Origin of the sequence: Pelagibacterium xiamenense, assembly GCF_021166475.1 — a bacterium.
GTDB lineage: Bacteria > Pseudomonadota > Alphaproteobacteria > Rhizobiales > Devosiaceae > Pelagibacterium > Pelagibacterium xiamenense.
The window spans coordinates 945080-967344 of the sequence record NZ_JAJOYS010000001.1; the positions used below are offsets into that span (position 1 = coordinate 945080).

The 22265-nt window shown below is 63.1% G+C and carries 18 protein-coding genes and 1 pseudogene; 14 read left to right on the forward strand and 5 right to left on the reverse strand.

What is annotated here, in order from left to right:
- Window positions 1–197: 197 nt before the first annotated feature.
- Together LSG43_RS04625 and LSG43_RS04630 are read right to left on the reverse strand one after the other, a co-directional pair.
- Window positions 198–1619 (reverse strand): circularly permuted type 2 ATP-grasp protein, encoded by a 1422-nt coding sequence (locus LSG43_RS04625; protein WP_231801650.1) that lies wholly within the window; start codon window positions 1617–1619, stop codon window positions 198–200.
- Between the two features lie 106 nt (window positions 1620–1725).
- Entirely contained in the window at window positions 1726–2076 is a 351-nt protein-coding gene (locus LSG43_RS04630; RefSeq protein ID WP_231801652.1) for a cupin domain-containing protein, read from the reverse strand.
- Window positions 2077–2228: 152 nt separating this feature from the next.
- On the opposite strand from LSG43_RS04630, the gene LSG43_RS04635 reads away from it, so the two are divergent.
- Window positions 2229–3866: an alpha-glucosidase family protein gene (locus LSG43_RS04635; RefSeq protein WP_231801654.1), complete on the forward strand. Its 1638-nt coding sequence runs from the start codon at window positions 2229–2231 to the stop codon at window positions 3864–3866.
- Here the strand turns inward: LSG43_RS04635 and LSG43_RS04640 are convergent.
- Window positions 3863–4897 carry an AbrB family transcriptional regulator gene (locus LSG43_RS04640; RefSeq protein WP_231801656.1) on the reverse strand — a complete coding sequence of 345 codons (1035 nt, stop codon included), beginning with the start codon at window positions 4895–4897 and terminating at the stop codon, window positions 3863–3865. The two genes, LSG43_RS04635 and LSG43_RS04640, sit on opposite strands and share 4 nt — an antisense overlap.
- Before the next feature lie 12 nt (window positions 4898–4909).
- On the reverse strand, window positions 4910–6079 hold the full coding sequence (locus tag LSG43_RS04645) for a M20 aminoacylase family protein (RefSeq protein ID WP_231801658.1): 1170 nt from the start codon (window positions 6077–6079) through the stop codon (window positions 4910–4912).
- 123 nt (window positions 6080–6202) lie between these two features.
- On the opposite strand from LSG43_RS04645, the gene LSG43_RS04650 reads away from it, so the two are divergent.
- The 11 genes from LSG43_RS04650 to LSG43_RS04700 all read left to right on the forward strand — a co-directional run bounded on the left by LSG43_RS04650 (window position 6203) and on the right by LSG43_RS04700 (window position 18069).
- Window positions 6203–6829 (forward strand): class I SAM-dependent methyltransferase, encoded by a 627-nt coding sequence (locus LSG43_RS04650; RefSeq protein ID WP_231801660.1) that lies wholly within the window; start codon window positions 6203–6205, stop codon window positions 6827–6829.
- A 64-nt stretch (window positions 6830–6893) separates the two neighbouring features.
- Window positions 6894–7349: a DoxX family protein gene (locus tag LSG43_RS04655; RefSeq protein ID WP_231801661.1), complete on the forward strand. Its 456-nt coding sequence runs from the start codon at window positions 6894–6896 to the stop codon at window positions 7347–7349.
- A gap of 153 nt (window positions 7350–7502) precedes the next feature.
- The gene (locus LSG43_RS04660) at window positions 7503–8261 is read left to right on the forward strand and encodes an electron transfer flavoprotein subunit beta/FixA family protein (protein ID WP_231801663.1); all 759 of its coding nucleotides are present in this window, start codon (window positions 7503–7505) and stop codon (window positions 8259–8261) included.
- Complete coding sequence (locus tag LSG43_RS04665; protein WP_231801664.1) at window positions 8261–9211, forward strand: electron transfer flavoprotein subunit alpha/FixB family protein; 951 nt, start codon at window positions 8261–8263, stop codon at window positions 9209–9211. The genes LSG43_RS04660 and LSG43_RS04665 overlap by 1 nt, the downstream gene beginning before the upstream one ends.
- A gap of 76 nt (window positions 9212–9287) precedes the next feature.
- The gene (locus tag LSG43_RS04670) at window positions 9288–10472 is read left to right on the forward strand and encodes an amino acid aminotransferase (RefSeq protein ID WP_231801665.1); all 1185 of its coding nucleotides are present in this window, start codon (window positions 9288–9290) and stop codon (window positions 10470–10472) included.
- Between the two features lie 103 nt (window positions 10473–10575).
- Window positions 10576–11232, forward strand: a complete 657-nt coding sequence (fsa, locus tag LSG43_RS04675) for a fructose-6-phosphate aldolase (RefSeq protein ID WP_231801666.1) — start codon at window positions 10576–10578, stop codon at window positions 11230–11232.
- A 15-nt stretch (window positions 11233–11247) separates the two neighbouring features.
- Window positions 11248–12333, forward strand: coding sequence for an Mrp/NBP35 family ATP-binding protein (locus LSG43_RS04680; protein WP_231801667.1), 1086 nt, complete (start codon window positions 11248–11250; stop codon window positions 12331–12333).
- A 130-nt stretch (window positions 12334–12463) separates the two neighbouring features.
- A complete protein-coding gene (locus LSG43_RS04685; RefSeq protein ID WP_231801668.1) occupies window positions 12464–13798 on the forward strand; it encodes a GH1 family beta-glucosidase in 1335 nt (444 codons plus the stop codon).
- Window positions 13799–14417: 619 nt separating this feature from the next.
- Complete coding sequence (locus LSG43_RS04690; RefSeq protein ID WP_231801669.1) at window positions 14418–15734, forward strand: ABC transporter substrate-binding protein; 1317 nt, start codon at window positions 14418–14420, stop codon at window positions 15732–15734.
- 101 nt (window positions 15735–15835) lie between these two features.
- Window positions 15836–16864 carry a carbohydrate ABC transporter permease gene (locus LSG43_RS04695; RefSeq protein WP_231801670.1) on the forward strand — a complete coding sequence of 343 codons (1029 nt, stop codon included), beginning with the start codon at window positions 15836–15838 and terminating at the stop codon, window positions 16862–16864.
- The gene (locus LSG43_RS04700) at window positions 16864–18069 is read left to right on the forward strand and encodes a carbohydrate ABC transporter permease (protein ID WP_231801671.1); all 1206 of its coding nucleotides are present in this window, start codon (window positions 16864–16866) and stop codon (window positions 18067–18069) included. The genes LSG43_RS04695 and LSG43_RS04700 overlap by 1 nt, the downstream gene beginning before the upstream one ends.
- Window positions 18070–18118: 49 nt before the next feature.
- Here the strand turns inward: LSG43_RS04700 and LSG43_RS04705 are convergent, their stop codons facing one another.
- Window positions 18119–19207, reverse strand: coding sequence for a substrate-binding domain-containing protein (locus LSG43_RS04705; RefSeq protein ID WP_231801672.1), 1089 nt, complete (start codon window positions 19205–19207; stop codon window positions 18119–18121).
- A 256-nt stretch (window positions 19208–19463) separates the two neighbouring features.
- Between LSG43_RS04705 and bglA the strand changes: the two genes are divergently transcribed.
- Together bglA and LSG43_RS04715 are read left to right on the forward strand one after the other, a co-directional pair.
- Window positions 19464–21146, forward strand: a complete 1683-nt coding sequence (gene bglA / locus LSG43_RS04710) for a beta-galactosidase BglA (RefSeq protein ID WP_231801673.1) — start codon at window positions 19464–19466, stop codon at window positions 21144–21146.
- Window positions 21147–21172: 26 nt separating this feature from the next.
- A pseudogene (locus tag LSG43_RS04715) lies at window positions 21173–22168 on the forward strand (ABC transporter ATP-binding protein); the annotation flags it as partial.
- Window positions 22169–22265: the final 97 nt, after the last annotated feature.

The window sequence follows — 22265 nt, forward strand, 5'->3', positions numbered from 1 at the left end:
GCAGGCGGTGTTGCCCACCGCCAAAGCGGCGGAACGACGTCGACGGGCTTCGTCTGGCCGCCCTGCGGGTCGATTTTCGCCGCGTATCTGGTGCGTTGACGCGCTTGCCCGATGCCCCGCATCGCGCTGCGCGCGGCGCCTGCCATATCCGGGCGAAAATTCGATCTCATGATGCACCTCTTTTCGATGGACGGCACTCAGTCCTCCAGGACCCAGGTGTCCTTGGTGCCGCCCCCTTGCGAGGAGTTGACCACCAGAGACCCTTCCTTGAGGGCCACGCGCGTTAGCCCGCCTGGCGTTATGCGGATCTTGTCGCCCACAAGAACGAACGGGCGCAGATCGACGTGCCGGGCCGCGATGCCCTTGCCGGTGAAGGTCGGGCAGGTCGAAAGCGCCAGTGTCGGCTGAACGATGTAGTTGTCCGGACGCGCCTTGATCTTTTCGGCAAATTCGGCGCGCATCTTTTTTGTCGAGGCGGGGCCGACGAGCATGCCGTAACCGCCCGAGCCGTGCACTTCCTTGACCACCAGCTCTTCGAGATGCTCGAGCACATAGGCGCGCTCGTCCTCGTTCGAGCAATTGTAGGTGGGCACGTTTTTGAGGATCGGCTTCTCCCCGAGATAGAACTCGATAATCTGCGGCACGTAGGTGTAGACGGCCTTGTCGTCCGCGATCCCCGTGCCCGGCGCGTTGATCAACGTGACATTTCCCGCCCGGTAGGCATCGAAAAGTCCCGGCACCCCGAGCATGGAATCGGGCCGGAAGGTGAGGGGGTCGAGATAGTCGTCGTCGATCCGGCGGTAGATGACGTCGACCCGTTCTGGCCCGAGGGTCGTGCGCATGAAGACCTTGCCGCCCTCGACGAAAAGATCGTGCCCCTCGCACAGCGTCGCGCCCATCTGGTCGGCGAGAAAAGAGTGCTCGAAATAGGCCGAGTTGTAGATACCCGGCGTCAGCACCACGAGATTGGGCGACCCCGTGCAGCTTTCCGGCGCAACGCTTTCGAGCGTGCGGCGCAAGTTCTCGGGATAGGTCTCGACCGGGGCGACCTTCAATTTATGGAAGAGGTCCGGCACGAGGTGCATCATCGCCTCGCGGTCCTCGAGCATGTAGGAGACCCCCGAGGGCGTGCGCAAATTGTCTTCGAGGACGTAAAAATCGTCCGGCCCCACCCGGACGATATCGACCCCGATGATGTGCGAATAGATGCCCCTGGGCGGATTAAGTCCCATCATCTGCGGGCAGAACGCCTCGTTCTGCACGATAAGCTTTTCGGGAATGCGCCCGGCCCGGACGATCTCCTGATTGTGGTAGAGATCGTAAAGGAACATGTTGAGCGCCTTGACGCGCTGCTCAATGCCCTTTTCAAGCCGCCGCCACTCGGCCGCCGAGATGACCCGCGGGATCACGTCGAAGGGAATGAGCCGCTCGGTCGCTTCGGTCGACCCGTAGACCGCGAAGGTGATCCCGAGCCGGCGGAAGATGGTTTCGGCATCCCGCGAAAGCTGCTTGAGGGTCTGCCGGGGTTGGCTCTCCAGCCACTCCCCAAGGATGCGATAAGGATCGCGGACCGAACCGTCCGCATTGAGCATTTCGTCAAAGTACTTTTTATCGCTCATGCGTTCCTGTCGAACACGAAGCACTTCCCTACGCGCAAAGTCATTGGTGCATATTTATTGTACGGCGTCCAGCGGGCACGAATTGCCCACCTCCGGCCGGGCACGGCTATGCGTCCCCTTCGCCCAGAAACGTCTGGATGATGGTGCCGCTATCGTGGATGCACACCATTTCCAGGCGATCGTCCCCGATGTTGGTGAACCCGTGCGGTGTCTCCGGTTCGACGATGAAGATATCGTTCGGCCCCGCCTCGTGGCTCTCGCCGGCCGCCGTGAACCGCACCGAGCCCGATTTCACGATCCAGATCTCGGTATAGGGATGCACGTGAAGCCCCACATGGGCGCCGGGACCCGAATCGACGGCGAAAAACGATATGTTTGCGCCGAACCGGTCCCCCTCGAACGTGATCGTGCGGCTGGCGTTGGGGTCGCGATCGGCGGCGCGCAGAATATGGGGCATTTGTGGTCCTCCTCGTTGTGATCGCCTTTACACGGGCACGCGGCAATACTCTTCTCCAACAAGACGGTCCTCGATTCGAAAACCGACACTTGCATTTCCACAAGGCGCCGCTACGGTGCCGCCAAACCGCTTTGGATGCTTGGGGAAACAATATGAACGACTGGTGGCGCGGCTGCGTTATCTATCAGATCTATCCGCGCTCCTTCCAGGACAGCAACGCCGACGGCGTCGGCGATCTGCGCGGCATCCTCTCGCGGCTCGAGCACGTTGCCGGCCTCGGCGTTGACGCCGTCTGGCTGAGCCCCGTCTTCACCTCGCCCATGGCGGACATGGGTTACGACGTCTCGAACTATACCGACATCGACCCGCTTTTCGGCACCCTTGAGGATTTCGATGCGGTCGTCGCAAAGGCCCACGAACTCGGTCTCAAGGTGATCATCGACCAGGTCGTCAGCCACACCTCCGACAAGCACCCCTGGTTCGTCGAATCCAAGGCTTCGCGGACAAATCCGCGCGCGGATTGGTATGTGTGGGTCGAGCCGGGCAAGGATGGCATGCCGCCCAACAACTGGCCATCGGTTTTCGGCGGTCCGGCATGGGAGTGGAACGCCACGCGGCGCCAGTATTATCTCCACAATTTCCTGACCGGCCAGCCTGACCTCAACTTCCACAACCGCGAGGTGCAGGACGCCGTCCTCGACGTGATGCGCTTCTGGCTCGAACGGGGCGTCGACGGCTTCCGGTTCGACACGGTCAACTACTATTTCCACGACAGGAAGCTGCGCGACAACCCTCCAGCGCCCAAGGACAAGAGCAGGCCGCCGGCGGACAACCCCTACGACATGCAGCTGCACCGGTATTCCAAGAACCGGCCGGAAAACATCAAGTTCCTCAAGCGCGTCCGCAAGCTGATGAACGAATTTCCCGGAACAACGACGGTGGGCGAAGTCGGCGAGGCGCACCGCGCCATCGAGATTATGGCCGCCTATACGGCGGGCGAAAACCTGCTGCACATGTGCTATTCGTTCGACATGCTCGGGCCCGACTTCGCGCCCGGGCATTTCCGCTCGCGCATCGAGGAATTCTTCAAGGGCGCGCCGGACGGCTGGCCGTGCTGGAGCTTTTCCAACCACGACGTCATGCGGCACGTCTCGCGCTGGGAGGCCCATGCGGTGACCCCGGACGCCATGGCGCGGCTCGCCGCGGCCATGCTGCTCTCGTTCAGAGGCTCGGTCTGCATCTATCAGGGCGAGGAGCTGGGACTGCCCGAAGCCGAGCTCGAATACGAGGAGTTGACCGACCCGCCCGCGATCCGCTTCTGGCCCGCCATCAAGGGGCGCGACGGGTGCCGCACACCCATGCCCTGGAGCGATGCGGCGAACGGCGGGTTTTCCGAAGGCAAGCCATGGCTCCCCGTCAAACCGCCGCAGCTTTCGCGCAATGTCGCCGCCGAAGAGCGGGACCCGGCCGCGCCGCTCCATTTCTACCGGGCCATGCTCGCCTTCCGCCGGGCGCATCCGGCGCTGATCGAAGGCGACATGCATTTTTACGATGCCAAGCCGCCGATCCTCGCCTTTGCGCGCAGTGTAGGGGAAGAAACGCTCCTCTGCGTCTTCAATCTTTCGGCCAAGGCGCACACGGTGGCGTTCAAGGGGCTTCCGGACGGCGTTGGTCTCGATGCAATATCGGACCGCGCGGCGCTCAAGGGCGGGATGTTGACGCTCGAGGGCAACGGCTTTGCCTTTGTCGGCCTCGATGCAGGGTTCGACCCTGCGGCGCTCTCGATCTAAACCTCGCGGATCTTTCCGCGAACGAGAAACACGACGGTCGGGATCGCGAAGGTGAGCATCAAGAGCCGCGCGACGTGATGCGCGGCGATGAACGCCGTATCGTAACCCAGCGCGATCCCGAGCGCGCCCATGGATTCCAGCCCGCCCGGCGAAAGCCCAAGCCACAACTGTCCTATGGGCATGTCGACCCATTGCGAGACGAAAAGCGCGGTCGCGGTAACGATGGACACCGTGACCCCGGTCGTCACCAGCCCGCCGATCGCGGCTTTGGCCAGCTCGGGACGCGTGATGCCGGCAAAGCGCGACCCGATCAGTGCCGCCATGCCGATAAAGGTGATCTCGACGAGCAGGGGCGGCAGACCGCCGTCGAAATGGCCGGTCAGCTTCATCGTCGTGGCAAAGGCCATCGAACCTAGAACATAGCCGGCGGGCACCTTGAGACGGGAGAAAATCCACCCGGCGGCGATAGACCCCAGCGCGATGACCACGAGGGTTTGCGGCGTGGCGACGCCGGTTGCACCGGCACCGGAAAAATCCCCCACGGGCAGGAAGATTGCGCCGACCGGCGCGCACAGCGTCAGGATCATCACGCGCAGTGTCTGGATAACGACGATCTTGCGCGGTTCCCCGACCCCAGCGGATGCAATGGCCACGATAAACGACAGATGTCCGGGAAAGGAACTGAGATAGGCCGTGCCGCGGTCGAGCGCGAAGAGCTTCTGGAGGATGAAGCCGCAGGCCATGACCACCAGAACGAGTTCGATGGCGAGCGCGGCCATCGTGATTGGCCATTGCCCGATCAGCGAAAGCGTTTCGGGCGCCACGTTGGCGCCCATTGTCATCCCGACAAGAACGAACTGGGCATCGCGCAGACGCGTCGGAAAAGTCGCCCTGAACCCCAAAACCGCCGCAATGGTGACGGTCAGCGCACCGCCCATCAACAGGCCCGCCGGCATGCCGATCGCGTTGAGCGCAAGGCCGCCGGCAGCGGCCAGCGCCAGCGTTGCGAGGGTCAGGAGCGTGACGCGCATCCGGGGCTGGGCCTAGCCGGCGGGCAGGGCGCGCTCGGCCAGCCGCACCCAGTAGCTCACGCCGTAAGGGATCGCCTCGTCGTTGAAATCGTAGGTGTCGGTGTGGAGCTCTGAACTCGCGCCATTGCCAAGGAAGATATAAGAGCCCGGCCGTGCCTGCAGCATATAGGCGAAATCCTCCCCGCCCATCGTGGGATCGACGCCGGGGTCCACCATGTCGGCCCCTGCGATCTCGCGGGCGACCTCGGCGGAAAAGCCCGTCTGATCGGGCGCGTTCACCGTCACCGGATAGCCGCGGCGATAGGTGATCGCCGCCTCGGCGCCGTAAGCCTGCGCGAGTTGCGGGACGAGGCGGTTGATGCCGGCTTCCATCTGGTCGCGGACGGCCTCGTCGAGCGTGCGCACCGTGCCGGTGATCTTCGCGGTGCGGGGGATGATGTTGTGCGCGGTTCCGGCATTGACCGTGGTGACCGAGAGCACCGCGGAACGGATCGGATCGAGATTGCGCGAGACGAGCGTCTGGAGGCCCGTGACGATGTGAGCGGAAACGACGATCGGGTCGACGGCAAGATGCGGCATCGCCGCGTGTCCACCGTGACCGGTGACCGAGATGATGAACTCGTCGGTCGCCGCCATGATGCCGCCTTCGCGGATGGCGAAGCGCCCCAGCGGAATGCCGGGCATGTTGTGCATGCCGAAGACCTCCGAAATGCCAAACCGCTCCATCAATCCGTCCTCAATCATCGCCTTGCCGCCGGCGCCGCCTTCCTCGGCGGGTTGGAAGATAACGGCGACCGTGCCGTCGAAATTCCGCGTTTCGGCGAGATAGCGCGCGGCGCCCAGGAGCATCGCGGTGTGCCCGTCATGCCCGCAGGCGTGCATCTTGCCGCTGTTCTGCGAAGCGTAGGGCTTGCCGGTGCGTTCGGTGATCGGCAGCGCGTCCATGTCCGCGCGCAGGCCGATGGTCCTGCCAGATTCGCCGGTTCGCCCCCTGATGATCCCGACGACGCCGGTCCGGCCAATGCCGGTGACCACCTCGTCGACGCCGAAGCTCTTGAGCTTTTCGGCGACGGTCCGGGCGGTGCGGTGGACGTCGTAGAGCAGTTCGGGATTGGCGTGGAGATCGTGCCGCCACGCGGCGATATCGGCCTGGAATTCGGCTACGCGGTTGATGATGGGCATAAGGAACCTGAGGAGAAATCAGTCAGCGCGCACTTTCTGCCCCTCGCTTGCCCCAGTCAATGGCGGACGCGGGGATTTCGATAGGCTTTGACGCCGCGCCGCGCTTCCGGCAAGGGATCTGGTATGGAACACGAGCTCGAGATCGACTTCGTCGGCGGCGCCGTCGGCTATCGGCTGCGGCAGGGAGAGGGGCGCGGGCAGGCGCTGCCCCGGGCCATCGGCATGGCCAAGGGGGCGAACCCGTTCGTCGTCGATGCGACTGCGGGGATGGGGCGTGATGCCTTTCTGCTCGCCAGTCTCGGCGCAAAAGTGACGCTGATCGAGCGCAGCCCGGTCGTCCACGCCGCGCTCGCGCGTGCTCTCGAAGCGGCGCGGGATGCAGGGGAGGACTATGCGCAGATCGTCGGGCGCATGACGTTGCTGCACGGAGATGCCAAAGCGCTGTTGCCGGCCCTCGCGCCCGACGTCGTCCTGGTCGACCCCATGCACCCCCCGCGCGTTAAATCCGCGCTCGTCAAAAAAGAGATGCGGGTGCTGCGCGATATTGTGGGGACAGATCCGGATGCGCGCGAGCTGATGGACGCCGCGCTCGCTTCGGGCGCGCGCCGCGTCGTCCTCAAATGGCCCCTGCGCGCCGACCCTCTGCCCGGCCTGCGCAAGCCGTCCCACCAGATCGTGGGGAAAACCACGCGCTATGACGTGTTTGTGATCGGGGATGTGCCGGAAAAGACCGACATTACAGCAATGTAACTTGAGAATGTCCCGGCCGGCCCCTTCTTCTCGATCATCGTCAATCGCCAGAGAGGGCATATCCGTGACTGACATCTCCCAATCGCAGGAACCGCGCTTCATCGTCCCGGCCCTGAGCCGCCTTTACGCACTGGGCACGCCGATTGCCGAAACCGTTCTGCGCGTCGCCACCGGAGCGGCGTTGATGATGCACGGCTCGGGCAAGATCCTTAATCCGCTCGGCTCGGCGGGCATGATCGAAAATATGGTCGGCCTTTACCCCGGCTGGTTCTGGGCGCCGCTGCACGCGGGCGCCGAGTTCATCGGCGGCGCGCTGCTGATCCTTGGGCTTCTTACCCGCCCCGCGGCTTTTGCGGCCATGATCGTGCTCCTCGTCACCGTCTATCTCCACTGGGTGGTGATGGGGCAGGGCTATTCGGGAGCCGAATTGTCGATCCTGTGGTCGGCGATCCTCTTTTACTTCGCCATGCGCGGCGGTAACCGCTTCTCGGTCGACGCGAGGATCGGACGCCAGTTCTGATCTGTTCATTCTGGCCGCGATCTCCCGGCTCGGGGATTGACGTTCTCCAAACCGGCGCGGAAATGGCGCGATTTTTCAGGGGCGCCTGCTTGCCGCATGCGCCCCGATTTGTAAAAAAATGCCCGGACTTCGTGATCGGGAGCGTCTGGGCAAATGAAAATTCTCGTGGCCGTGAAGCGGGTTGTGGACCACACCGTGCGCATCCGCGTCCGGCCTGACGGGTCGGGCGTCGATACCGATAACGCCAAATTCTCGATCAACCCCTTCTGCAAGCACGCTGTCGAGGCCGCCGTGCAACTCGCCGAGCACGGTCACGCCGACGAGGTCGTCGCCGTCACCATCGGGCCGGCCAAGGCCAACGACGTGCTGCTCGTCGCGCTCGCCATGGGCGCCGACCGCGGCATTCACCTCGTGACCGAAGAACGCACCGAACCGCTCGCCGTCGCAAAGCTCTTGAAGGCCGTTGTCGAGGAGGAAAAGCCCGACCTCGTGCTCCTGGGCAAGCAGGCGGTCGATGACGACGCCAATCAGACGGGCCAGATGCTCGCGGGCCTTCTCGACTGGCCGCAGGCGACGTTCGCCTCGGCCATCGAAGTCAATGGCGACGGGCTCAAGGTTACCCGCGAAGTCGACTATGGCCGCGCAACCTATGCGCTCAAGACCCCGGCGATCGTCACGGCCGATCTGCGTCTCAACGAACCGCGCAACACTGCGTTGCCGCAGGTGATGAAGGCCAAGAAAAAGCCGGTCGATACACGCACGGCGGCCGAACTCGGGATCGATATCGCCCCGCGTCTGATGGTCGAAAAAGTCGCCCCGCCGCCCGATAGGGCCGGAGGGCAGGCTGTGGGTTCGGTGTCCGAACTCGTCGATATCATCGCGGAAGTCGCCGCAGGCGGGGAGCGCGCATAATGGCCGTCGCCCTTCTTGCAGAACATGATCTGAGCCAGCTTTCCGAAACGACCGCGCGCGCCGTCGCGGCACTCGGGGCTGTCGGCCTGCCTGTCGATATTCTGGTGATCGGGGCCAATGTCGGGGTCGCCGGCGGCCAGGCCGCCGCAATCGAAGGCGTGCGCAAGGTGCGCGTGCTGGACGATGTGGCGCTTGAAGCGCGGGGCGCGGAGGCGCTGGCGGAGATCCTCCTCTCTCTCAAGGATGAATATTCGCACTTCGCCGCCATCGCCGGCGCCATCGGCAAGGACGTGCTGCCGCGCTTTGCCGCCAAGCTCGATGTAAGCCCGGTGACGGACGTCATCGCCGTGCACGGTCCCAACCGCTTCGACCGGCCGATCTACGCGGGCAACGCTATTGAGACGGTCACGTGCAACGAGACGAAAATCGTTCTCACGATCCGCCCCTCGGCGTTCTCACCCGCCCGTTCGGACGGATCGGCGCCGATTGAACCCCTTGCAACTCCCGCCGCTTCGATAGCGGATGCCGCGGAATTCCTCGTCGCACACCGCACGTCGTCCGATACCCCGGACCTTTCGACCGCACGGATCGTCGTCGCCGGAGGCATTGCGTTGGGGTCGGTCCATCATTTCGAGATGATCGAAAACCTCGCCTCCGTCCTCGGCGCCGCCGTCGGTGCGACCCGCGCCGCGGTCGACGCCAGTTACGCGCCCAACGACTGGCAGATCGGCCAGACCGGCAAGGCCATCGCTCCGGACCTCTACATCGCCATCGGCATTTCCGGTGCGCTCCAGCACCTCGCCGGCATCCAGGGCGCACGCAAGATCGTCGCGATCAACACCGACCCGGACGCGCCGCTGATGCAGATTGCCGACTACCGGTTGGTGGGCGATCTTTTCGAGGTCGTACCGCAACTGACGGCGGAACTCGAAAAACGGCTCAATCGGTAAAGGCGCCATTGCAAACGGCTCCGCGCTCTCTATAACGGGCGCCGCGCACCCTTCCTCCTCGATTTCGAGAGGCACCATGTTCGAAACATTCTCCAAGGCACCCCAGGACAAGATTTTCGCGTTGATGGCGGAAATTGCCGCCGACGATCGGCCCGGCAAGATCGATCTCGGCATCGGCGTCTATAAGGACGACGAAGGCAATACGCCCATCATGAGCGCGGTCAAAAAGGCCGAGGAGCGCATTCTCAAATCCGCCAAAACCAAGAGCTATATCGGCGTCGCCGGCAACAAGGCCTTCTCCAAGGCGATGGTCGGGCTCGCGCTCGACGACGCCGTGCCCGCAGACCGCGTGCGCGCCGCGCAGGCGCCAGGCGGCACCGGCGCGCTCTGGGTGCTGATGCAGCTTTTAAAGCGCGGCAACCCTGATGCGACGCTTTGGGTCTCCGACCCCACCTGGCCCAACCACAAGCCGATGGCCGAGAATGTCGGCTTCACCGTCAAGACCTATCCCTATTTCGATCCCGAGACCGGCAAGGTCCGGTTCGAGGAGATGCTGAAAACGCTCGACGGGTTGGGCACGAACGACATCGTTCTCCTGCATGGCTGCTGCCACAACCCCACCGGTGCGAACCTCACGCCCGAACAATGGGACCAAGTGATCGCATCGCTTCAAAAGACCGGCGCGTTCCCCTTCATCGACCTCGCCTACCAGGGGTTCGGCGACGGACTTGAGGCCGATTCCTACGGCGTTCGTGCCGTTGGCGGTGTTCTGCCTGAAGTTGCGATCGCGACGAGCTGCTCGAAGAATTTCGGGCTCTACCGCGAGCGTGTCGGCTGTGCGATGGTCATTGCGCGCGATGTTGCCCAGGCCGATACGGCCAATTCGCAAATGCTCAACATCATCCGCTCGGCCTATTCCCAGCCGCCCGATCACGGCGCGGAAATCGTTCGTATCATTTTGGAGGACGAGGAACTAAAGGCCGAATGGAAGGCCGAACTCGAGGCCATGCGCACGCGCATGGTTGAGAACCGGCAAAAGCTCGCCGACGCGATCCGCACCCGCTCCAACAGCTCGGACTTCGATTTCGTCGCCGAGCACCGCGGCATGTTCTCGCTTCTGGGGCTGCCCAAGCCGGTGATCGACCGTCTGAAAACGGAAAATGCCGTTTATATGCTGGACGATAGCCGCATCAACATCGCCGGCCTCGGAGACGAACGCATTCAGCGCCTCGCCGACGCCATCGTCAACGCAACGCGGTAAGCTTCCGGTATTCGCGAAAAGTCCAGCGTTTGCCCTTGCAGCCGGGCTGCTTTTTGTCCACCTATAGACTACGACTAAAGTCTAATCCCAACGGGGGAGAGAAATGAAGTTTTTTGTCGATACCGCCGAGGTCAGCGAGATCCGTGAACTGCACGAGATCGGCCTGCTCGATGGCGTCACCACCAACCCCTCGCTCGTCGCCAAGTCCGGCCGCGACTTCAAGGAAGTCGTCAAGGAAATCTGCGAGATCCTGCCCGGCATGCCGGTTTCTGCCGAAGTCGCCGCGACCGACTATGACGGCATGATGGCCGAGGGCAAGGTGCTCGCCGCGCTCGCCGATAACGTCGTGGTCAAGGTCCCGCTCACCCTCGACGGTTTGAAGGCCTGCAAGCACCTGACCGACCAGGGCATCAAGGTCAACGTCACGCTCTGCTTCTCGGCCAACCAGGCGCTCCTGGCGGCCAAGTGCGGCGCGACGTACATCTCGCCCTTCATCGGCCGGCTCGACGACCTCAACCTCGACGGCATGGAACTGATCGGCGACATCCGTGTGATCTACGACAATTACGGCTTCGAGACCGAAATCCTCGCCGCCTCGATCCGCTCGGCCAACCACGTCTCCCAGGCCGCCCTGGCTGGTGCCGACGTCTCGACCATCCCGCCGGCGGTTCTCAAGAAGCTCGCGAGCCACGCCCTGACCGACAAGGGCCTCGATGCCTTCGTCAAGGACTGGAAAGCCACCGGTCAGTCGATCGTTTAAGGATCGCGCCCGCGCATGGCCGACGCGCCGCTCGATAGGACCATCCGCAACGCGCTGGGCGCCATAGAGGTGCCCGGCGGCGGTTCGCTCGCCGAATTCGATGGGCTCTCGGACATTATCGTCACCAAAAGCGCCGTCGCCTTTGCCATTTCGGTCGATCCGGGAATGGAACCCGCTTTCGCCCCCGTACGCTCAAAGGCGGAGGCGGTCGCCACCGAGCACGCCCAGGGCCGCAAGGTCATGGTCTCCTTGACGGCGGACAAGGCGCCCGCCAAGGCCGCCCCGCAAGGGCAGAGCAGGCCTGCACCGCCCCCGCGTACGCCGGTGCCCGGCGTCAGGCACATTGTCGCCGTCGGCTCGGGCAAGGGCGGTGTGGGCAAGTCAACCTGCGCGGTCAACATCGCGCTCGCTTTCGCCGCGAAGGGGTTCAGAACCGGCATTCTCGATGCCGATCTCTATGGCCCCTCTCTCCCCAAGCTTCTGGGCCTCGAAGGCAAGCCCGCGCTGCGCGAAGACGGCATTTTCCGCCCCTTTGAAGCCTTCGGGCTCAAGGCCATGTCCATCGGCCCGATGCTCGAGGGCAACCAGGCCGTGGTCTGGCGGGGCCCGATGGCGACCTCGGCGTTGCGGCAATTGCTGCGCGAAACCGAATGGGGCGAACTCGACGTCCTCGTTGTCGATCTGCCGCCGGGTACGGGCGACATCCAGATTTCGCTCGTCCAGCAGGTCGAACTCGCCGGCGCGGTCATTGTCTCGACCCCGCAGGATCTCGCCCTGATCGACGCCAAGAAGGCCATCGACATGTTCGCACGGGTCAAAATCCCCGTGCTCGGCATCATCGAGAATATGAGCTACTTCCTCGCTCCCGATACCGGGACCCGTTACGATATCTTCGGTCACGGCGGAGCCAAGGACGCAGCCGAGGAGTTCGGTGTGCCGTTCCTGGGCGAGATCCCGCTTGTGATGTCCATCCGCGAAGGCTCCGACGCGGGCCGTCCGGCGGTCGCGGCCGCTCCCGAAGGCGCTGACGCCCAGGCGTTCATCGCGATTGCAGAAAAGATCGCCCCTGCGCTTCAGCGCAAAGCTGCCTTCCCCGTCTGATCAACGCTGATGACAGCTTCGCCGAAAGCTGGTACGCTATCTGTAATCGATTACATTTCGACAATCGGGACAGGTGGGCCAGCAAGACCCGCGGAACCCCGAACAACCTGCCCGGGCGGAGGGTCTCATCATGTTCACGCACAAGCGCGCCGATTTCGGCGACGACTTCATTTTCGGCACGGCAACCGCGTCCTACCAGATCGAGGGCGGCCAGACCGATGGCCGCGGGCCATCGATCTGGGATAGCTTCTCGGCCACCCCGGGCAATACCCATAACGGCGATACCGGGCGCGTCGCGTGCGACCACTACAACCGCTGGCCCGAGGACCTCGATCTGCTCGCCGACGGCGGATTCGACGCCTACCGGTTTTCCTTTTCCTGGCCGCGTCTGATCCCTGAAGGCACCGGCGCGCGCAATGAGAAGGGGTTCGACTTCTATGACCGTCTGATCGACGGCATGCTCGAGCGCAACATCAAGCCCTACGCGACCCTCTATCACTGGGATCTGCCTAGCGCGTTGCAGGACAAGGGCGGCTGGATGAACCGCGATATCGCGGGTTGGCTCGCCGACTACGCGGTCGAGGTCAACAAGCGCTTTGGCGACCGGCTTGCCGCGACCGCGACGATCAACGAGCCCTGGTGCGTGGCGTTCCTGAGCCACATGCTGGGCGTCCACGCGCCGGGCTACCGCGACCTCCGCGCCGCCGCCCGGGCATCCCACCACGTGCTCTTCGCGCACGGTACGGCGATTAACGCGCTGCGTGCCGAGGGCGCGAAAAATCTTGGCATCGTGCTCAACTTCGAGAGCGCGCAGGGCGCGACTGGCAAGTCCGAGGACCTCGCCGCGGCCCACCTCTGGGACGGCATTTTCAATCGCTGGTACCTCGACGGCGTCTTCAAGGGACAATACCCCGCCGACGTTCTCGAAAAGGGTTTCGGGCCGTATATGCCCGAAGGCTTCGAGGACGACATGGCAACGGTATCGACGCCGCTCGACTGGCTCGGGGTGAACTATTACACCCGGGGGCTCTATGAAGCCGACGCCACCAGGACCATCTTTCCGCTCAAGAAGGTCGACGGCCCGCTCGAAAAAACCGAGATGGGCTGGGAGATTTTCCCCGAGGGCCTCGAGGAAATTCTGACGCGCATCTCCGCGGACTATACCGGCATACCGCTTATCGTCACCGAGAACGGCATGGCCGAAATCGAAGGCACGGACGACCCGCGCCGCATCGCCTATTACGACGCCCATCTCGGCGCGGTGCTGGCCGCGCAAAAGCGCGGCGCCGACGTCAGGGGCTATTTCGGCTGGTCGCTTCTGGACAATTTCGAATGGGCCGAAGGCTACGCCAAACGCTTCGGTCTGGTCCACGTGGACTATGAGACCCAAAAGCGCACGCCCAAAAAGAGCTACGAGGCGTTCAAGACCCTCCTCACGGGTGCCAACCAGTCGCAGGTGGCGTAACGGGGCAGGGAAGCGGGCGCTTCGGCGCGAGCCGAGGCCCTTCCGCCCCAAACTTATCCCCGCCTCTCAAACCTCGCCTATGATGCGCGTTACGGACCCGCTTTGATGGGCGCGAGCGCAACGAACGTTTGGGCGGGACCGGTCCGGGTCCGATGGGAGTCGTCCCAGCGGAGGTCCAAAGCGGACAGAGGCCGGACGGGGATTGATTTCCCCGTCGCACCGGGGAAACCCGGAGGGGCACCGAACCCTTCCCACTCGTGGGAAGGATTACGACAACCCCCAGCCCGGGACGCCGCCATAAGCCGAAAATCCCGGGCGTATGCGGCGAGGCTCGCTTCGCATTTATAAGTTCAGTATGAGGCGCGTCTCGCCGCATACCGTCCACGCTCGATAACCGGGGCCCGAAGGCTGCCGGACGCATCCGCCTGCGCGCCGATTTCTCCTTTCATTACGGCATCATCGGCTTGGCAAGCGGGGCAGATTGTGCGACTTTGAACCTCGCCGGACGCCATTCGAACGACCCTTATTCGGGCACTTAAACGTTTTGGTTCCAAAACGTTTTGGATGGTCGGTGAAAAAGACGTTTTCATTGCGTCACACTGTGCAATGGGAGGACTACATGCACAAATCCCTTATGGCCGGTATTTCGGCCGCTACGCTTTTGCTCGCTTCCGCCTCCGGCGCTTCCGCAGCAACGATGGAAGACATCGAGGCCATGGACCTCTCCGGGCAGACCCTCACCGTCTTCGGTCCGTGGCTCACCGCTGACCAGGAGAATTTCGAGCAGGTGATCGCCCTGTTCGAGGAAGCCACAGGCGCCAATGTCGAATATTCGGGGTCGGACAGCTTCGAGCAGCAGATCGTTATCGACACCCAGGCCGGTTCGGCTCCCAATATCGCCGTCTTCCCCCAGCCCGGCCTCGCTGCCGACCTGGCTTCGCGCGGTCTTCTGACCCCGCTTGGCGACGACGTCGAAAGCTGGCTTGTCGACAACTACGCTGCCGGCCAGTCGTGGGTGGACCTCTCGAGCTTCGAGGGCGATGATGGGGAAACCCATCTTTACGCCTTCCCGTTCAAGGCCGACGTGAAGTCGCTGGTCTGGTACATTCCGGACAACTTCGCCGACGCGGGGTATGAAGTGCCCGAGACGATGGAAGACCTCAAGGCGCTCACCGAGCAGATCGTCGCCGATGGCGGCACTCCGTGGTGCATCGGGCTCGGCTCGGGTGCGGCGACCGGCTGGCCGGCCACTGACTGGGTCGAGGATTTCATGCTGCGCGTCAACCCGCCGGAAGTCTATGACGAGTGGACGACGAACGAGATTCCGTTCAACGATCCGCGTGTCATCGCCGCAATCGAGGAATTCGGCTGGTTCGCAAAGAACCCCGATTTCGTCGCCGGTGGCCCCGCCGCCGTGGGCACGACCGACTTCCGCGACAGCCCGCAGGGCCTCTTCGCCGTGCCGCCCCAGTGCTACATGCACCGGCAGGCATCGTTCATCCCCTCCTTCTTCCCCGAGGGCACCGAACTTGGGACCGACGCCGACTTCTTCTATTTCCCCGCCTTTGCGGATGAAGACCTCGGCAAGCCGGTTCTCGGCGGCGGTACGCTTTTTGCGATCACCAACGATAGCGAAGCGGCCCAGGCGTTCATCCAGTTCCTCGAAACCACCGAGGCCAACGAAACCTGGATGGGTCTGTCGGGCTTCCTGACGCCGAACACCAACGTCAACCTGGACGCCTATGCCAATGAAGCGCTGCGCGGGCAGGGGCAGATCCTGCTCGATGCGACGACCTTCCGCTTTGACGGGTCCGACCTGATGCCGGGTGCTGTCGGCGCGGGTTCGTTCTGGACCGGCATGGTCGACTATGTCGGCGGCGCATCGGCCGAAGAGGTTGCCGACGCGATCCAGACCAGCTGGGACGCGATCAAATAAAAGGGGCATGGGCCCTTGCGACTATGTGCCCGGCGCCAGCGGTGCCGGGCACAGGCATTAGAAGAAAACCATTTCGATTGGGATCTTAGCGGAGGGGTGTTATGTGGCTGCAGATAGCCGGCGCGCTCGTAACCGTCGTGATTGGCGTCGCGGCGTGCGTGCTTTACTTTTGGGGCACCAACTGGGTGCTCGACAGAACCCTTGGGACCTCCGGTGCCGGGGCTGCGGGTGACGGTGTTGCCACGGCGGGGCAGGACAAGCTGCGCACGCGCATCCGCCCCTGGCTTTTCCTTGCGCCCGCCCTGTTCTTCATGGGTCTTTACCTCATCTATCCGGTGGTCGAGACGCTGCGCCTGACGTTCTTTGACCGGTTCGGCACCAATTATGTCGGCTTCGGCAACTACATCTGGGCCTTCAACGATCCCCAGTTCCAGCAATCGATCTTCAATAACCTGCTCTGGCTGATCATCGTGCCGACCCTCGCGACCGCGTTCGGGCTCATCGTCGCCGTTCTCGCGGACCGCATCTGGTGGGGGCAGGTCGCCAAGTCGCTGATCTTCATGCCCATGGCCATTTCGTTCGTCGGCGCATCGGTGATCTGGAAATTCGTCTACGACTACCGCGGCACCAATGCCGACCAGATCGGCATCCTCAATGCCATCGTGCAGATGTTCGGCGGCGAGCCGCAGGCGTGGATGACGATCACGCCGTTCTGGAACTCGTTCCTCCTGATGATCATCCTCGTCTGGATCCAGACCGGCTTTGCGATGGTGATCCTGTCGGCCGCCCTGCGCGGCATCCCCGAGGAGACCATCGAAGCCGCGCGCATCGACGGCGCCAGCGATATCCGTATCTTCTTCGACATCATGATCCCGCAAATCTTCCCGACCATCCTCGTGGTCTGGACGACGATCACCATCGTGGTCCTGAAAATCTTCGACATCGTGCTCGCCATGACCAACGGCCAGTGGGACACCCAGGTGCTGGCAAACCTGATGTTCGACTGGATGTTCCGCGGAGGCGGCGATGCCGGGCGCGGCTCGACCATCGCCATCTGCATCATGATCGCGGTCATTCCGATCATGATCTGGAATATCCGTCAGGCCAACAAGGAAGAGGGGACGCGCTGATGACGACGATCACTTCGGGCACTGCAGCAACGCCCCGCACCGAACGTTCGGCGATCGCCTCCTGGTTCGCGCAGCTGACGGCGGGAAAGATTGTCGCGCAGCTCGCGCTTCTCCTGCTTGTCGTTGTCTGGACCGTGCCGACCGCCGGGCTCCTCATCAGTTCGGTCCGCGACAAGGACCAGTTGACGACCTCGGGCTGGTGGGAGTCGCTCGTAATGAGCGAGGCCAACGAGGCCGCGTCGCTGCCCCCGGCCGACACCCAGGTCGAAGAGAACGGCCAATACGTCATCCGCGGCAGCGTCTTCCCGGAAGACGAGGGGCGCACGGTCGTGCGCTACGGCACCTCGATCAACAATCCTTCCGAGGCCGCGGCCGGCGACACGCTCGACCTGCGCACCGGCGGCGAGATCACCGTCAATGCCGACGGCACGTTCGGGATGGTCTCCGCCGCGCCGTTCGAATACGATCGCGCGCGCATCTTCGTCGTCGCGGGCATTCCGCCGCGGTTCACCATCGAGAACTACGTCGAAGTGCTGACATCGGAGGGCATCGGGCGGAGTTTCATCAACTCCTTCACGGTCACGGTTCCCGCGACCGTGATCCCGATACTGATTGCGGCGTTCGCGGCCTACGCGCTGGCGTGGATGAGCTTCCCGTTCCGTGGGTTGCTCGTCGCGCTCATCGTCGGTCTGCTTGTCGTGCCGCTGCAGATGTCCCTCATCCCGCTCTTGCGTATGTACAACGGCATTGCCGGGCTGACCGGAGGCGCCTCCAAGACCTATCTGGGCATCTGGCTCGCCCATACCGGCTTCGGGCTGCCGCTCGCCATCTATCTTCTGCGCAACTACATGGCGAGCCTGCCCAAGGAAATCATGGAAAGCGCGCGCATGGACGGCGCGTCCCACTTCCAGATCTTCACCACCATGGTGCTGCCGCTCTCGTTCCCGGCGCTCGCGTCGTTCGCGATCTTCCAGTTCCTGTGGGTGTGGAACGACCTACTGGTCGCCACCGTGTTCCTGGGCAATAACGAAGGACAGATCGTCCTGACCGCCCGTTTGCGCGAACTCCTGGGGTCGCGCGGCGACAACTGGGAAATCCTGACAGCCGGCGCGTTCGTGTCGATCTTCGTGCCGCTGATGGTGTTCTTCTCGCTCCAGCGCTACTTCGTCCGCGGCCTTCTGGCCGGATCGGTCAAGGGCGGCTGACCGCGACAGGCATCAAAAGGAAAGGGGCCGCCCCAGGGGCGGCCCTTCGCTATGCGAAAAGCACGTCGTCTTTGATCGTTTCGGCGCTGATGCCATCGGCGAGGTCGAAGAATGCCGGGATCATGGTGCCGCCGGTCTTGCCGGTTTCGCACTGCCGGATGACCTCGGCGACAAGCGCGCGGCCACCGGCGCGCAAGGAGGAATTGACCAGCGTCGCGATACCCTCGAGCGGCGAGAGGTTGAGATATTGCAACTGGTCGTTCATCGACGCGATCATCATGTCCTTGCCCGGCTTTTTGCCCGCCTGCGTGATCGCAGAAAGCCCTTCGAGCGCGAAAAGGATCGATGAATAGATAACCGCCGTCACCTCCGGATCCGCCAGCGCCAGCTCGGTGAGTTGATATCCTGCGTCGCCCATCGGGTGGGTGCCTTCGAAATAAAGGACCGTATCCGGTGGCAGCCCGAGATCCCGGACGGCGGCATCGACAGCACGGCGGCGGATCAGGGCGTAGAGGTATTGTTCGTCGCCGTTGATGAAAGCGAATTTCCTGTGCCCGTTCTCGACCACCAGCTTGGCGAGGTTGTAGAAGACCCCGTGGTTATCGATGTCGACCCAGCCAAAGTCATTGGCCACCCCGTCCCGCCCGTGCACGACGAAAGGGACACCCGCGGACTTGAGGAAAGCGACGCGCGGGTCGTCAGGCCTGGGCACGTCGACGATGAAGCCGTCGACACTGCCATCGCGCACATAGTGTTCATACGCCGCCATCTGACCCTCGGGCGGCTCGCCCGACAGAACAATGTCGTATCGGCTGAGCCTGGCCTCGCGCAAAACGCCCGCCAGAACCTCGACGAAGTGCGGATCGGCGAATTTCGCATCGTGTTCCGACTGCACCCACGCAATCGTGTGGCTGCGCTGGGTCACAAGCCGCTGCGCGTTGCGGTTGGGCGTATATCCGGCCCGCCGAGCAGCTTCGACGATCTTCTGACGGGTCGCCTCGCCGACGTCGGAATACCCGTTTAGCGCGCGCGAGATCGTCGTGATCGACAGCCCCAGTTCGGCTGCCAGATGTTTTATGGTAATGCCGCGCGTGGGCGTTTGCCCCGCGCTTCTCTTTCGGCGTGGCGACGGCGCCATCACCTTCCTCCCAAAATTGTCCTACCCCCGGCGTTCGAGGCCGGTACCCCCATTCGCCCGCTTATACCGGTGGGTTCGGGAAAAAACCATGCCCCGACGCCCGGTTGACGGCAGCCCTTTTCCATGCGTAATGAGGGCATACCCAAAACGTTTTGGAAAGAGAATTCGCTAGGGCAGGATCGCAAGAAGCGGCCGGGTTTCACGATGCCGGGTGCGATCAACACGCGCGATTAATTTGGGGGAGACTTTCCGGGCCATGAGTCACTTTGCGCCTGATTCCAAGCAGTACTGGCATCCTTCCGACACATCCCCCCTCGACCGCAACTGGTGGCGCGGCGCTGTGATCTACCAGATCTACCCGCGCTCCTTTCAGGACCATAACGGTGACGGCGTGGGCGATCTCGTCGGCATCACCTCGCGGCTCGAGTACGTCGCGGATCTCGGCGTCGACGCGATCTGGCTCTCGCCGGTTTTCACCTCGCCGATGAAGGATTTCGGCTACGACGTTTCGAACTACCGCGACATCGACCCGATCTTCGGCACGCTCGAGGATTTCGACAGGCTCGTGGAAAAGGCCCATGCGCTGGGTTTGAAGGTGATCATCGACCAGGTGATCTCCCACACTTCCGACCGCCATCCGTGGTTCGCCGAAAGCCGCGTCTCGCGCACCAACGAGAAGGCCAACTGGTATGTCTGGGCCGACCCCAAGCCCGACGGCTCGCCGCCCAACAACTGGCTTTCGATTTTCGGCGGGTCGGCCTGGCATTGGGACGGTCGGCGCATGCAGTATTACCTGCACAACTTCCTCGTCGCCCAGCCTGACCTCAACTTCCACAACCCCGACGTCCAGAACGCGGTCCTTGGCGAAATGCGGTTCTGGCTCGAGCGCGGCGTCGACGGCTTCCGGCTCGACACGGTGAATTTCTACTTCCATTCCCAAGGGCTCGAGAACAATCCGCCCGTCAACCCGGAAGACTACAACGCATCGACCGCTCCCGCTGTGAACCCCTACAACCTGCAGGAGCACACCTACGACAAGAGTCGCCCGGAAAACATCGCGTTCTTGAAGCGCATGCGCGCGCTGCTCGACGAATATCCGGGCAAGGCGACAGTCGGGGAAATCGGCGACGCGCAACACCAGCTCGAGATCATGGCCCAATACACCTCGGGCGATGACATGCTGCACATGTGCTACACGTTCGACTATCTCGGCGGCGAATATTCCGCCGCGCATTTCCGCGCTGCGATCGAGGCCACCGAGGCGACGGCACCGGACGGATGGATCTGCATCGCCTTTTCGAACCACGACGTCGTCCGCCACGTCACCCGCTGGGCGCCGCACGGCCACGAGGAACGCTTCACCCGCCAGGCGGCGATGCTGCTCATGAGCATGCGCGGCTCGGTCTGCATCTATCAGGGCGAGGAACTTGGCCTGGGCGAGGCCGAACTCGCCTTCGAGGATCTGGTCGATCCGTATGGCATCGAGTTCTGGCCCGAGTTCAAAGGGCGCGATGGCTGCCGGACGCCGATGGTTTGGCAGGCCCATATCCATCAGGGCGGATTTTCTTCGGCCAACCGGACCTGGCTGCCAGTACCGGCACACCATCTCCACCATGCCGTCGACCAGCAGGAACACGTCGCCAATTCGGTGCTCGAATTCTACCGCGCCATGCTCGTCTTCCGCAAACAGCATCCGGCACTCGCCAAAGGCTCCATTACAGTGCGGCACGACACGCCCGAGGGCGTTCTGGCCTTTACCCGGACGCTTGATGATGAAACGCTGTTCTGCGCCTTCAACATGACCGCGTACCCGGTCGTATACGAGCTGCCGGGCGAAACGGCGCTTTCCGATGCGGGAGCGCCGGGATCGGACGGGCAATTGGACGGCAATCGGTTGAGCTTTGGTCCCTTCGGGGCCTATATTGGACGAATGAGCTAGGGCGCCTGGGCCCGTTGGGAGGAAGAATGTCTGACCTCAAGATCACCAATCTTTACAAGAGCTACGGCAAGGTCGAAGTCCTCAAGGACATCAATCTCGATATCAAATCCGGCGAGTTCATCGTCTTCGTCGGTCCCTCCGGGTGCGGCAAGTCCACGCTGCTGAGAACCATCTCGGGCCTCGAAACCATCACCAGCGGTTCGCTGGAGATCGGTGGGCGCGTCGTCAACGACGTGGCCCCGTCCAAACGCGGCATCGCAATGGTGTTCCAGTCCTACGCGCTTTATCCGCACATGACCGTGTTCGACAACATGGCGTATTCGCTCAAGCTTCTGCGTACGCCCAAGGACGAGATGAGAAAGAAAGTCGAGGAAGCCGCCGACATGCTGCAGCTTCGCCCCTATCTCGACCGTCTGCCCAAGGCGCTCTCGGGCGGCCAGCGTCAGCGCGTCGCCATCGGCCGCGCCATCGTGCGCAATCCGCAGGTCTTCCTCTTCGACGAGCCGCTCTCCAACCTCGACGCGGCACTGCGCGTCGCGACCCGCATGGAGATTGCCAAGCTCAACGAAACGCTGCCAGATACCACGATGATCTACGTCACCCACGACCAGGTCGAGGCCATGACGCTGGCCGACCGGATCGTGGTTTTGAAGGACGGCGTGGTGATGCAGGTCGGAACGCCGATGGAGCTTTACGACAATCCGCAGTCGCTCTTTGTGGCCGGGTTCATCGGGTCGCCGAAGATGAATTTCCTCACCGGCAAGCATGCCGAGAAATACAAGTGCCACACGGTCGGCGTTCGTCCCGAGCATATGACGATCCAGGCCAAGGCCAATGGCGGCTGGTCGGGCAAGGTGATCTATTCGGAAAACCTCGGCTCGGACAGCTTCATCTATGTTGATATCGGCGAGGAAGAGCCCGTGATCGTCCGCCAGGATGGCAAGGCGACTTACCACGCGGGGGACGATATTGCATTCGGGCCCGAGGGCGACCTGTTCCACCGTTTCGATGCGGAAGGCCGGCCCATGACCGACGGCTTTGCAGCTCCGGCAAAGCCGGGTGCAAGCAGCACAGCGGCAACGTCGAAGCGCCGCGCGGCGAGCCCTGCCAACCCTGCTA

Bases quoted from the DNA above. Each gene is read 5' to 3' on its own strand.
- LSG43_RS04640 (WP_231801656.1), bottom strand. From the start codon at position 4,897: ATGCGCGTCACGCTCCTGACCCTCGCAACGCTGGCGCTGGCCGCTGCC.
- LSG43_RS04685 (WP_231801668.1), top strand. From the start codon at position 12,464: ATGTTCACGCACAAGCGCGCCGATTTCGGCGACGACTTCATTTTCGGC.
- LSG43_RS04690 (WP_231801669.1), top strand. From the start codon at position 14,418: ATGCACAAATCCCTTATGGCCGGTATTTCGGCCGCTACGCTTTTGCTC.
- LSG43_RS04645 (WP_231801658.1), bottom strand. From the start codon at position 6,079: ATGCCCATCATCAACCGCGTAGCCGAATTCCAGGCCGATATCGCCGCG.
- LSG43_RS04635 (WP_231801654.1), top strand. From the start codon at position 2,229: ATGAACGACTGGTGGCGCGGCTGCGTTATCTATCAGATCTATCCGCGC.
- LSG43_RS04695 (WP_231801670.1), top strand. From the start codon at position 15,836: ATGTGGCTGCAGATAGCCGGCGCGCTCGTAACCGTCGTGATTGGCGTC.
- LSG43_RS04665 (WP_231801664.1), top strand. From the start codon at position 8,261: ATGGCCGTCGCCCTTCTTGCAGAACATGATCTGAGCCAGCTTTCCGAA.
- fsa (WP_231801666.1), top strand. From the start codon at position 10,576: ATGAAGTTTTTTGTCGATACCGCCGAGGTCAGCGAGATCCGTGAACTG.
- bglA (WP_231801673.1), top strand. From the start codon at position 19,464: ATGAGTCACTTTGCGCCTGATTCCAAGCAGTACTGGCATCCTTCCGAC.
- LSG43_RS04700 (WP_231801671.1), top strand. From the start codon at position 16,864: ATGACGACGATCACTTCGGGCACTGCAGCAACGCCCCGCACCGAACGT.
- LSG43_RS04670 (WP_231801665.1), top strand. From the start codon at position 9,288: ATGTTCGAAACATTCTCCAAGGCACCCCAGGACAAGATTTTCGCGTTG.
- LSG43_RS04625 (WP_231801650.1), bottom strand. From the start codon at position 1,619: ATGAGCGATAAAAAGTACTTTGACGAAATGCTCAATGCGGACGGTTCG.
- LSG43_RS04705 (WP_231801672.1), bottom strand. From the start codon at position 19,207: ATGGCGCCGTCGCCACGCCGAAAGAGAAGCGCGGGGCAAACGCCCACG.
- LSG43_RS04680 (WP_231801667.1), top strand. From the start codon at position 11,248: ATGGCCGACGCGCCGCTCGATAGGACCATCCGCAACGCGCTGGGCGCC.
- LSG43_RS04650 (WP_231801660.1), top strand. From the start codon at position 6,203: ATGGAACACGAGCTCGAGATCGACTTCGTCGGCGGCGCCGTCGGCTAT.
- LSG43_RS04660 (WP_231801663.1), top strand. From the start codon at position 7,503: ATGAAAATTCTCGTGGCCGTGAAGCGGGTTGTGGACCACACCGTGCGC.
- LSG43_RS04630 (WP_231801652.1), bottom strand. From the start codon at position 2,076: ATGCCCCATATTCTGCGCGCCGCCGATCGCGACCCCAACGCCAGCCGC.